This is a genomic window from uncultured Christiangramia sp. (assembly GCF_913046405.1).
In the GTDB taxonomy this organism is placed as follows: domain Bacteria; phylum Bacteroidota; class Bacteroidia; order Flavobacteriales; family Flavobacteriaceae; genus Christiangramia; species Christiangramia marina.
Genome location: NZ_CAJWRQ010000095.1, coordinates 1 through 11,269 on the forward strand (window position 1 = coordinate 1; position 11,269 = coordinate 11,269).

The following is an 11,269-nucleotide window of genomic DNA, read 5'->3' on the forward strand; positions in this document are numbered from 1 at the left end:
ACCCACGACCTGCTGATTACAAATCAGCTGCTCTAGCCAGCTGAGCTACATCGGCAACTTATTAAAGTGCATTCAGTTTCTCGACAAGGTCTTTCGCCTTTTTCTCAAGATCCTTTTCGATATCTCTAAAGTGTTTCTGTTTATTTTCAACGTCACGTCGATTGATCTCTCTGATCAATTCATCGTAATCGCTAATAGCTTCGTCCACGATAGCTTCAGACTTATTGTCGTCTTTCTTCGGGTTAGCCATTTGGTGAATATAGGCAGCATCGATGATGTCTCCCATTACATAATTCACGTTTTTCTTAAGCAGTCTTTTACTAGCCATTATCATTTAATTTCGGCTGCGAATTTAAACTATTTTTCGAAATGAAAATGATTTTATCAAAATTTAATTCTGATATTTTTTCAAGATATCGAGTGCTTCAGGCATATGTCTCGAAGCGCTCATGCTATTAAACCTGTGCAGTAATTTGCCATCCTTACCAAAAACAAAGGTTTCTCGTCCAGGAAGAAGCCCTAAAAGACTGGCTTTCACATTGAATGCGTTTCTTGCATGTTTGTCTCTATCAGAAAGGAAAATGTATGGCAAATCATATTTTTCACTGAATTTCGCATGAGAGGCAGTAGTATCTGCACTAATGCCGATAACCTCAGCACCGAGATCCTGAAATTCCTGATAACTATCCCGAAAGATGCAGGCTTCCTTGGTACATCCTGGAGTAAAATCTTTAGGATAGAAATATACCACGAAAGCTTTTTCACCTATAAGATCTCTAAAGTTAAATTCCTTTCGATTCTGATCCTTCAACTTAAGATCTGGTACTAAATCTCCCTTTTTCATTATTCTCCTTTATAAGTAACATAATTACGCGGAGTCTCATACAGCGTAACTTCGAGGTCATTAGCTTCTTGAATTTGTTTCCTAAGTTTATTCCATATGACTACCGAAATATTCTCAGCAGTGGGATTGAGATTTCTAAACTCAGCCACTTCAATATTCAGATTCTTATGATCAAATTGATCTTCAACCTCAGTTCTAATAAGATCCTTCAGGATTTTTAAATCCATCACAAAACCAGTTTCCGGATCGATATTACCAGTCACAGAAACAATCAACTCATAATTATGACCATGATAATTTGGATTACTGCATTTCCCAAAAACCTCGAGATTCCTGGTATCATCCCAGTCTTTTCTATACAATCTATGGGCTGCATTAAAATGAGCTTTTCTGTGAACGGTTACTCTCATTGCTGAATGTGTGAATAATATTTATCAAAAATGATCTTAAACCACTCGGTATAAATAGAAGGGTTCGCTTGCATATCCTTTTCTATAGCTTCCAGAGACATCCACTTCCACTCTGCTACCTCATATGGATTTAGATCTGGTTCACCTTCAAAATATCCTACAAGAATATGGTCGAATTCATGCTCCGTTAGACCATTATCAAATGGCGCTTTGTAAATAAAAGAAATGGTGTCTTTAAGTTCTGTTGAGAAACCCATCTCTTCCTGCAATCTACGCTTTCCAGCTTCAATATTGGATTCCCCCTCACGCTGGTGACTACAACAGGTATTTGTCCAGAGACCAGGTGAATGATATTTCGACAAAGCTCTTTGTTGAATCATCAATTCATTCTTATCATTAAAAACAAATACTGAAAAAGCTCTGTGAAGCAATGCTTTTTCGTGGGCTTCGATCTTCTCCATCAGCCCTATTTGCTCATCATTTTCGTTAACTAATATTACCTTTTCCTGCGCCATTATTAAATTTGAAGCTCAAATGTACAAAATCAGGGTTTTGTTTCATAAGGATGCCGATTAAGCAATTCCTAAAGTTTTCCGAAGAATACAGCCAGTCTAAACTTTATTTCAATCAGATCTTCCAAAACCATCAATCCCGTGTTTACGTATATATCTTTGCGAATTGTTGGGGAAACGATCGCTATGAAAAAAATGGAGTGTTTGGGAGACTCCTTTTTCATTTCATTAAACTTCTATTTATACTATCATTGAAAGTAAAAGACACATCCATAAATCCTTAAAATAATCTTACTTTTGCAGCTGCAAATATCCGTTATGAAGCAGTACCAGAAAGAGATCAATAAAAGAAGAACATTCGGGATCATATCTCACCCAGATGCCGGTAAAACTACCTTAACTGAAAAACTACTTTTGTTTGGAGGAGCCATCCAGGAAGCTGGAGCCGTGAAATCTAACAAGATCAAAAAAGGAGCTACCAGTGACTTTATGGAGATCGAACGTCAACGTGGGATCTCGGTAGCAACATCAGTACTAGCTTTCGAATACAGAGATATCAAGATCAATATTCTGGATACTCCCGGGCATAAGGATTTTGCTGAAGATACTTTTCGAACACTAACTGCTGTAGATAGTGTGATCGTTGTGATCGATGTTGCCAAAGGTGTAGAAGAGCAAACTGAAAAACTTGTGGAAGTTTGCCGTATGCGGAATATTCCCATGATCGTTTTTATCAATAAAATGGATCGTGAAGGAAAAGATGCTTTTGAACTCCTGGATGAAATTGAACAAAAATTGAATCTAAAAGTAACTCCGCTTAGTTTTCCAATCGGGATGGGTTACGACTTTAAGGGAATCTATAATATCTGGGAAAAAAATGTAAACTTATTCACCGGGGATTCTAGAAGAGATATTGAAGAAACTATAGAGATTGATGACCTGCAGAATGAGGAACTTGATCAATTAATTGGTGATAAAGCTGCTAATAACTTACGTGAAGAGCTGGAATTAGCTCAAGGAGTTTACCCAGACTTTGACAGGCAGGATTACCTGGATGGTAAATTGCAACCCGTATTTTTTGGATCTGCTCTGAATAACTTCGGTGTACGCGAACTACTGGACTGTTTTATCAAAATAGCACCATCTCCCCGCCCAAAAGAAAGTGATACCCGAATTGTAAGACCGGAAGAAGAAAAGTTTACAGGTTTTGTATTTAAAATTCACGCAAATATGGATCCCAAACACCGGGATCGATTAGCGTTCATAAAGATAGTATCCGGTAAGTTCGAACGAAATAAAAATTACCTACATGTTCGGAATAATAAGAACATGAAGTTTTCTTCTCCAAATGCATTCTTTGCTGAAAAGAAAGAAATTGTAGACACTTCCTACCCTGGGGACATTGTAGGTCTTCACGATACCGGTAGTTTTAAGATTGGTGATACATTGACTGAAGGTGAGAACCTCATGTACAAAGGTATTCCTAGCTTTTCACCAGAACACTTTAGATATATCAATAATGCAGATCCTATGAAATCCAAACAATTGGAAAAAGGAATCGACCAGTTGATGGATGAAGGTGTTGCGCAGTTGTTTATCCTGGAACTTAATGGCAGGAAGGTGATTGGAACGGTTGGTGCGTTACAGTTCGAGGTTATTCAATACAGACTGAAACATGAATACGGGGCTAAGTGTACCTATGAAAATCTCAATGTACATAAAGCAACCTGGGTTGAAGCAGAAAATGAGAAGTCTGAAGAATTTAAGGAATTTAAGCGTGTGAAAGCAAAATACCTTGCGAAAGACAAATCCGGACAATTAGTGTTTCTCGCAGATTCGCAGTTTTCACTCCAGATGACTCAGCAAAAATACCCTTCTATCAAATTCCATAGTACATCTGAATTTTAGAATTACTAGAAATTTTGATAATCGTAGAAACTAAAAATATCCTGAAAATAGACTTATAAAATTCACTATTTTCGGGACAAATCTTTACTATGTCCCAGATAGATAAGTTCATTGCAGATTTCGCTTCCCTCGTTTGGGGAATACCACTTGTAATTTTGTTAATTGGTGGCGGAATCTATCTCCTGGTCTATTCACGTTTTTTACCTTTTCGCTATTTAGGGCATTCTGTAGAAGTACTTCGTGGGAAATATAACAACCCTGATGACCCAGGCGATATTAACCATTTTCAGGCTCTATCCACAGCACTTTCTTCGACCGTTGGAATGGGAAACATTGCCGGTGTTGCCGTTGCCATTGCTGTTGGTGGTCCAGGCGCTATTTTCTGGTTGTGGATAAGTGCGATCGTTGGTATGGCTACGAAGTTTTTCACCAATACCCTTGCGGTTATGTATCGTGGAAAAGATTCCGAAGGAAAGATTCAGGGAGGTGTGATGTATTTTATCGTTGAAGGGCTCGGTAAGAAATGGAAACCAATGGCTGCCTTTTTTGCGGTCGCTGGTCTGGTAGGTGCACTGCCAGTTTTTAATGTAAATCAGTTAACTCAGGCTATTAATTATATTCTGCTCGAGCCTAATGGGGTGCAAACAGGCTTTGGAACAAGTCTGGTAATAGGAATTATGCTGACTATAATCACCACCATTGTCATCATTGGCGGACTGGATCGTATTAGCAAAACGGTTTCAAAACTGGTGCCAGCAATGGTGCTCCTATATTTTGTGTCTGTGGTTGCCATACTGTTCGTGCATTATGATGTGGTACTCAGCTACTTTAGTATGATCTTTACCGATGCTTTTGCTGCGGAAAATTATAAAGGGGATCCTTTGCTAGGAGGCGTCCTGGGAGGCTTGATCCTACTTGGGATACGTAGAGGTGCATTTTCCAATGAAGCTGGAATTGGAACTGCTACGATGGCGCATGGGGCCAGTAAAACATCTGAACCTGTTCGTGAAGGTCTTATAGCTATGCTGGGACCGGCAATAGACACACTGGTTGTTTGTACGCTAACGGCAATGGCTATTCTGGTCACTGGCGTCTGGCAAACTGAAGATGTCAACGGAGTAAGCCTGACAGCGGCCGCTTTTGACGAAGCAATACCATATGTTGGAAATTATCTATTGCTGCTTTGTATACTAGCTTTTAGCGTATCCTCGCTATTCTCCTATTCCTACTACGGAACAAAATGTTTATCATTCCTGGCTGGTGCTGAAAATAAGAAGTATTACAATTACGTCTATGTTCTTAGCATTCTCGTAGGAGCCACCACATCTTTAAGCTTTATTCTGAATCTTATTGATGGGTTTTTCGCATTAATGGCGATTCCTACAATGATTGCTACTCTAATTATGGCTCCACGTGTTATGAAAGATGCAAAAATATATTTTGCGAAGTATAAATAAAAAGATTTCCAAAGTCTGGAGATTGAACCATACCGTAGAAATCTTTATACTGAACTATTTGTACTAAATTTAAGCCTGGCCAGTTGGTCCAAAATTTAAAGGCACCGGTGCTTTATCGTAATCCTTGATCTCTCCATGAGCTTTCTCAAAGCGCTGGATATTATCCCCCAGAGCTTTCAATAAACGCTTAGCATGCTGCGGAGTCAGGATGATCCTCGATTTCACTTTGCTCTTAGGTCTTCCCGGCATGATATTCACAAAATCAACTACAAATTCAGATACTGAATGATTGATAATAGCGAGATTGGAATATGTTCCTTCTGCAACCGCTTCATCTAATTCTATATTGATCTTACCTTTATCCAGATTCTTTTTATTGTCGTCACTCATAATTTAATTTTTAAGCTCATAAGATATAAAATATTGCTTAGGCTTTTCGCTTGTAGTTAACAAAATCGCCACTTACAGGCTCTATCTTCTTTTCCCTGAATTCAGCTGCAATCTGCCCACGATAATAAGTAGCGCGATTCACCACGAGGAATATAATATCACTGATTGAATTTTGATGGGATTCATTTTTAGTGTCTGAAAATGAAATAATTTCATCCAGTTCTCTCTCTTCCAGAATTTTTAGAGCAATCTGATAATTACGCTCTTCGATCTCTTTCAATTTCTCAGGTTCCCATACTTTCCAGACATCGATCACTTCACCACCATTGATTCTATTATTCCATATGGTCTGGGAATTTAAAATATGGGATATAAGTTTTTTGGAACTTTCTGCGATCACATAATGCAGATCTCCATCGTTGAATTTTGAAATGATTTCAAGGTTCGTATCATGAGAATACTGCAGTATCTCTTTCATAAATTTCTTCATGCTGCAAAGATGAGTATAAATAAAAAAGGCTCCGCGGTGAGCGGAGCCTTTTAAGATAAACTTATCAGGGAATTAGTTATAATTAACTTCCTGTTTCTTCTCAAGCATTTCGTCAAATTCCTCCTTAGAACCAACGATAATACTATCGTACTTTCTCATACCTGTACCTGCTGGAATTCTATGTCCAACAATTACATTTTCCTTCAATCCTTCAAGTTTGTCGATCTTACCATTAACTGCAGCTTCGTTCAACACTTTAGTTGTTTCCTGGAAGGAAGCAGCCGAGATGAATGACTTAGTCTGTAGCGATGCTCTCGTTATACCCTGAAGTACTGGATTAGCAGTTGCAGTGATCACGTCTCTTGCACTTGCAAGATTCTTATCCTCTCTTCTAAGAATTGAATTCTCATCCCTTAGATCTCGTGGAGTAATGATCTGTCCAGCTTTCAATCTTTCTGAATCACCAGCGTCTTCAACTACTTTCATTCCGAATAACTTATTGTTTTCGTCAATGAAATCAGCTTTATGTACTAGTTGATTCTCAAGGAAGATCGTATCACCTGGATCAACAATTCTTACTTTACGCATCATTTGTCTTACAACAACTTCAAAGTGCTTATCGTTAATCTTTACACCCTGTAGTCGGTAAACTTCCTGAACTTCGTTTACAAGATACTGTTGTACCGCATTTGGTCCTTTGATATTCAAGATATCTTCAGGAGTAATAGATCCATCAGATAATGGCATTCCTGCTCTCACGTAGTCATTTTCCTGTACAAGGATCTGGTTAGATAGTTTAACCAAATATTTCTTAACCTCTCCCAGTTTAGATTCTACAATGATCTCCCGATTACCTCTCTTAATCTTTCCGAAGGAAACAACACCATCAATCTCAGATACTACCGCTGGATTGGAAGGGTTACGAGCTTCGAAAAGCTCAGTTACTCTTGGAAGACCCCCTGTAATATCACCTGCTTTAGATGACTTACGTGGAATCTTAACCAAAATCTTACCTACACCAATCTTTTCAGCATTGTCCACCATAAGGTGAGCTCCTACCGGTAGGTTGTAAGAACGAATCACTTCATCCTTCTTCCCTAAGATATGTAGTGTTGGGATCAACTTCTTGTTTCTGGATTCAGAGATCACTTTCTCCTGGAATCCTGTCTGCTCATCGATCTCAACCTGGTAAGTAACACCCTGGTCAATATTTTCGTATTTGATCTTACCTGCAAATTCAGAAATAATCACACCATTATAGGGATCCCAGGTACAGATGACATCACCTTTAGTAACCTTGGCTCCATTCTCGATATTGATCTGAGAACCGTAAGGGATGTTGTTATTACTCAATACAACCCCTGTCTTCTTATCCTTGATCTTAAGTTCAGCAGTACGAGAGATCACGATGTCTGCAGTTCCACCATCAGGGGCTTCACCTTTAACAACTTTTAGATCTTCGATCTCTGCAATACCATCAAATCTCGCTTCTAGTTTATTATCTTCAGAAATGTTACCTGCAATACCTCCAACGTGGAAGGTACGTAGTGTAAGCTGTGTACCAGGTTCTCCAATAGATTGTGCAGCAACAACACCAACAGCTTCACCTGTTTGTACGATCTTGTTGGTTGCAAGGTTTCTACCGTAACACTTGATACAGATTCCTTTCTTCGCCTCACAGGTAAGTGGTGAACGTACTTCTACACTCTCGATTGGCGCAGCTTCGATCTTAGCTACAATTTCTTCAGTAATCTCCTCGTTCGTTCCAACTATAAGTTCTTCTGTTGAAGGATTTACTACATCATGCAGAGAAATACGTCCAAGGATTCTCTCTCCTAATGATTCAACGATCTCCTCATTCTTCTTAAGTGGCTTAACTTCTACACCTCTTAAAGTTCCGCAATCATCTTCATTAACAATTACATCCTGTGAAACATCTACCAGACGACGGGTTAGGTAACCAGCATCCGCAGTTTTAAGAGCGGTATCAGCAAGACCTTTACGCGCACCGTGGGTAGAGATAAAGTATTCAAGAATTGAAAGACCTTCTTTAAAGTTAGAAAGAATTGGGTTTTCAATAATCTCACCACCACCAGAGTTGGATTTCTTAGGTTTAGCCATCAATCCACGCATACCTGTTAACTGACGAATCTGTTCCTTCGAACCACGCGCACCAGAATCAAGCATCATATACACAGAGTTGAACCCTTGCTTATCTTCACGGATACGTTTCATTGCAAGATCTGTAAGACCTGCGTTCGTAGAAGTCCAGATATCAATTACCTGATTATAACGTTCGTTGTTGGTAATAAGACCCATGTTATAGTTTCCTATAATACCTTCAACCTGTTCGTTAGCTTCATCGATCATGGATTGCTTCTCTTCAGGGATAATAATATCACCTAAACTGAAGGAAAGTCCACCACGGAAAGCGAATCCATATCCAAGACCTTTAATCTCATCAAGGAATTCTGAGGTTTCAGGAACACTAGTAATTCTTAAAATATTACCAATGATCTCACGAAGTGATTTCTTAGTAAGTACTTCATTGATGTAACCGGCCTTTTCAGGAACAGCTTCATTAAATAATACTCTACCAACGGTGGTATCCTTGATCATATAAACCAATTCACCCTCTTCGTTGAAATCTTTAGTTCTAATCTTAATACCTGCATTAAGATCCACGCGCTTCTGGTTGTAAGCAATAACTAGCTCTTCCGCAGAATAGAATGTAAGTCCTTCACCTTTTACCGGCTCCTCTTTTGTACCAATCTTATGTTTGGTCATATAGTAAAGACCCAAGACCATATCCTGAGAAGGTACTGTAATTGGAGAACCGTTTGCAGGGTTCAAAATATTATGAGAAGCCAGCATTAATAACTGTGCTTCCAAAATAGCCTCTGGCCCAAGTGGTAAATGAACTGCCATCTGGTCACCATCGAAATCGGCGTTGAATGCAGTACATGCAAGTGGGTGAAGCTGAATTGCCTTACCTTCAATAAGTTTAGGCTGGAATGCCTGGATTCCCAGACGGTGAAGCGTAGGAGCACGGTTTAATAGTACCGGATGCCCTTTAAGCACATTTTCCAGAATGTCCCAAACTACAGGTTCTTTTTTGTCTATGATCTTCTTCGCAGACTTCACTGTTTTTACAATTCCTCTTTCTATCAGTTTTCTGATAATAAAAGGCTTGTAAAGCTCGGCTGCCATATTCTTCGGAAGACCACACTCAAACATTTTAAGTTCTGGTCCTACAACGATTACAGAACGTGCTGAATAATCCACACGCTTACCAAGTAAGTTCTGACGGAAACGACCTTGCTTACCTTTCAATGAATCTGAAAGTGATTTAAGAGGACGGTTAGAGTCAGTTTTTACTGCTGAAGATTTTCTTGTATTATCGAATAAGGAATCTACAGATTCCTGAAGCATACGTTTTTCATTACGTAAGATCACTTCAGGAGCTTTGATCTCCATTAATCTTTTTAAACGATTATTACGAATAATCACACGACGGTAAAGATCATTTAAATCTGAAGTCGCGAAACGACCACCATCAAGAGGCACCAAAGGTCTAAGTTCTGGCGGGATTACCGGCACAACTTTCATGATCATCCACTCTGGATTGTTCTCTCTGTTTTTATTCGCATCACGGAAAGCTTCCACAACCTGAAGACGTTTAAGTGCTTCAGTTTTACGTTGCTTCGAAGTTTCGTTGTTCGCTTTGTGTCTTAGTTCATATGAAAGCTCATCAAGATCGATTCTCTTAAGGATCTCGATTAGACATTCAGCTCCCATCTTAGCGATAAATTTATTTGGATCGCTATCGTCCAGGTATTGATTCTCCTGAGGAAGTTCATCTAAAATATTTAGATATTCTTCTTCAGTAAGGAAGTCCATTTTTTGTAGCGCTTTCCCTTCTTCATCTGTCGCATTACCTGCCTGGATCACTACATATCTTTCGTAGTAGATGATCATGTCAAGTTTTTTAGACGGCAGACCTAGCAAATAACCAATTTTGTTAGGTAAAGAACGGAAATACCAGATATGTGCTACAGGTACTACAAGGTTGATGTGACCTACACGATCTCTACGAACCTTTTTCTCTGTAACTTCCACACCACAACGGTCACAAACGATTCCTTTGTATCGGATTCTTTTGTATTTTCCACAGGCACACTCATAATCCTTTACAGGACCAAAAATACGCTCACAGAACAAACCGTCACGCTCTGGTTTGTGCGTACGGTAATTGATCGTTTCAGGCTTAAGAACTTCACCACGAGATTCCGCAAGGATGGACTCTGGAGAAGCTAAACCTATAGAGATCTGGTTAAACCTCTGTACTGTATTTTTATCATTATTTCTAGCCATAATAACTGCTGCTAATTATTGTGAATATTCAGTTTAAACGGGACGCCGAAACGTCCCGGTAAAAACAGAATGTTATTCTTCAAGTTTAATATCCAAACCTAGACCTTTCAATTCGTGCATAAGTACGTTGAAAGATTCCGGCAATCCTGGTTCCGGCATTGGCTCACCCTTCACAATAGCCTCGTAAGTCTTAGCTCTACCAATAACGTCATCAGACTTCACTGTTAGAATTTCTCTTAGAGTACTAGATGCTCCGTAAGCTTCAAGAGCCCAAACCTCCATCTCTCCAAATCTCTGACCACCAAATTGTGCCTTACCACCAAGCGGTTGCTGAGTAATAAGTGAGTATGGTCCAATAGAACGAGCATGCATTTTATCATCGATCATATGACCAAGTTTAAGCATGTAGATCACACCAACAGTTGCACGCTGGTCAAATCTTTCCCCGGTTCCACCATCATATAGATAAGTATGACCGTATCTAGGTATTCCAGCTTTATCCGTTAGATCGTTGATCTCGTCGATAGTAGCACCATCAAAAATTGGTGTTGCGTACTTCTTCCCGTTCTTCTGTCCAGCCCATCCAAGAACTGTTTCGTAGATCTGTCCAATATTCATACGCGATGGTACCCCAAGTGGGTTCAACACGATGTCTACTGGTGTTCCGTCCTCAAGGAATGGCATATCTTCCTGACGAACGATTCTTGCAACAATACCTTTGTTACCGTGACGTCCTGCCATCTTATCCCCTACTTTAAGTTTACGCTTCTTAGCGATATAAACTTTAGCTAGTTTAAGAATTCCTGATGGAAGTTCATCTCCAACAGATATGGTGAATTTCTCTCTTCTAAGGTTACCCTGAAGATCGTTTTCCTTGATTTTAT

General features: G+C 39.3%; 9 protein-coding genes and 1 pseudogene. 2 read left to right on the top strand and 8 right to left on the bottom strand.

Annotation, left to right across the window (positions count from 1 at the left end):
* Positions 1 to 61 precede the first annotated feature (61 nt).
* The 4 genes from QZ620_RS11510 to idi form a co-directional block, all read right to left on the bottom strand.
* Positions 62 to 328: a hypothetical protein gene (locus tag QZ620_RS11510; RefSeq protein WP_141877100.1), complete on the bottom strand. Its 267-nt coding sequence runs from the start codon at positions 326 to 328 to the stop codon at positions 62 to 64.
* A 63-nt stretch (positions 329 to 391) separates the two neighbouring features.
* Positions 392 to 844 carry a peroxiredoxin gene (locus QZ620_RS11515; protein ID WP_295181758.1) on the bottom strand — a complete coding sequence of 151 codons (453 nt, stop codon included), beginning with the start codon at positions 842 to 844 and terminating at the stop codon, positions 392 to 394.
* Positions 844 to 1,254 carry a 6-carboxytetrahydropterin synthase gene (locus QZ620_RS11520; RefSeq protein ID WP_295181760.1) on the bottom strand — a complete coding sequence of 137 codons (411 nt, stop codon included), beginning with the start codon at positions 1,252 to 1,254 and terminating at the stop codon, positions 844 to 846. The genes QZ620_RS11515 and QZ620_RS11520 overlap by 1 nt, the downstream gene beginning before the upstream one ends.
* Positions 1,251 to 1,769 carry an isopentenyl-diphosphate Delta-isomerase gene (gene idi / locus QZ620_RS11525; protein WP_295181762.1) on the bottom strand — a complete coding sequence of 173 codons (519 nt, stop codon included), beginning with the start codon at positions 1,767 to 1,769 and terminating at the stop codon, positions 1,251 to 1,253. Before idi ends, QZ620_RS11520 begins: the two co-directional genes overlap by 4 nt.
* Positions 1,770 to 2,084: 315 nt before the next feature.
* On the opposite strand from idi, the gene QZ620_RS11530 reads away from it, so the two are divergent.
* Both QZ620_RS11530 and QZ620_RS11535 read left to right on the top strand, forming a co-directional pair.
* Positions 2,085 to 3,674, top strand: a complete 1,590-nt coding sequence (locus tag QZ620_RS11530) for a peptide chain release factor 3 (RefSeq protein ID WP_295181764.1) — start codon at positions 2,085 to 2,087, stop codon at positions 3,672 to 3,674.
* An 89-nt stretch (positions 3,675 to 3,763) separates the two neighbouring features.
* Positions 3,764 to 5,131 (top strand): sodium:alanine symporter family protein, encoded by a 1,368-nt coding sequence (locus tag QZ620_RS11535; RefSeq protein ID WP_295181766.1) that lies wholly within the window; start codon positions 3,764 to 3,766, stop codon positions 5,129 to 5,131.
* A gap of 69 nt (positions 5,132 to 5,200) precedes the next feature.
* Here QZ620_RS11535 and QZ620_RS11540 read toward each other — a convergent pair whose 3' ends face one another.
* The 4 genes and pseudogenes from QZ620_RS11540 to rpoB form a co-directional block, all read right to left on the bottom strand.
* Positions 5,201 to 5,521: a DUF3467 domain-containing protein gene (locus tag QZ620_RS11540; protein ID WP_295181769.1), complete on the bottom strand. Its 321-nt coding sequence runs from the start codon at positions 5,519 to 5,521 to the stop codon at positions 5,201 to 5,203.
* A 37-nt stretch (positions 5,522 to 5,558) separates the two neighbouring features.
* On the bottom strand, positions 5,559 to 5,999 hold the full coding sequence (locus tag QZ620_RS11545; protein ID WP_295181772.1) for a DinB family protein: 441 nt from the start codon (positions 5,997 to 5,999) through the stop codon (positions 5,559 to 5,561).
* 84 nt (positions 6,000 to 6,083) lie between these two features.
* Entirely contained in the window at positions 6,084 to 10,385 is a 4,302-nt protein-coding gene (rpoC, locus tag QZ620_RS11550) for a DNA-directed RNA polymerase subunit beta' (RefSeq protein WP_295181774.1), read from the bottom strand.
* 72 nt (positions 10,386 to 10,457) lie between these two features.
* Positions 10,458 to 11,269: pseudogene (rpoB, locus tag QZ620_RS11555) on the bottom strand (DNA-directed RNA polymerase subunit beta); the annotation flags it as partial.

What these genes read in the sequence shown, in the direction of transcription:
- QZ620_RS11545 (WP_295181772.1), bottom strand. Translation starts at nt 5,999, where the DNA reads ATGAAAGAGATACTGCAGTATTCTCATGATACGAACCTTGAAATCATT.
- QZ620_RS11530 (WP_295181764.1), top strand. Translation starts at nt 2,085, where the DNA reads ATGAAGCAGTACCAGAAAGAGATCAATAAAAGAAGAACATTCGGGATC.
- rpoC (WP_295181774.1), bottom strand. Translation starts at nt 10,385, where the DNA reads ATGGCTAGAAATAATGATAAAAATACAGTACAGAGGTTTAACCAGATC.
- idi (WP_295181762.1), bottom strand. Translation starts at nt 1,769, where the DNA reads ATGGCGCAGGAAAAGGTAATATTAGTTAACGAAAATGATGAGCAAATA.
- QZ620_RS11510 (WP_141877100.1), bottom strand. Translation starts at nt 328, where the DNA reads ATGGCTAGTAAAAGACTGCTTAAGAAAAACGTGAATTATGTAATGGGA.
- QZ620_RS11520 (WP_295181760.1), bottom strand. Translation starts at nt 1,254, where the DNA reads ATGAGAGTAACCGTTCACAGAAAAGCTCATTTTAATGCAGCCCATAGA.
- QZ620_RS11515 (WP_295181758.1), bottom strand. Translation starts at nt 844, where the DNA reads ATGAAAAAGGGAGATTTAGTACCAGATCTTAAGTTGAAGGATCAGAAT.
- QZ620_RS11535 (WP_295181766.1), top strand. Translation starts at nt 3,764, where the DNA reads ATGTCCCAGATAGATAAGTTCATTGCAGATTTCGCTTCCCTCGTTTGG.
- QZ620_RS11540 (WP_295181769.1), bottom strand. Translation starts at nt 5,521, where the DNA reads ATGAGTGACGACAATAAAAAGAATCTGGATAAAGGTAAGATCAATATA.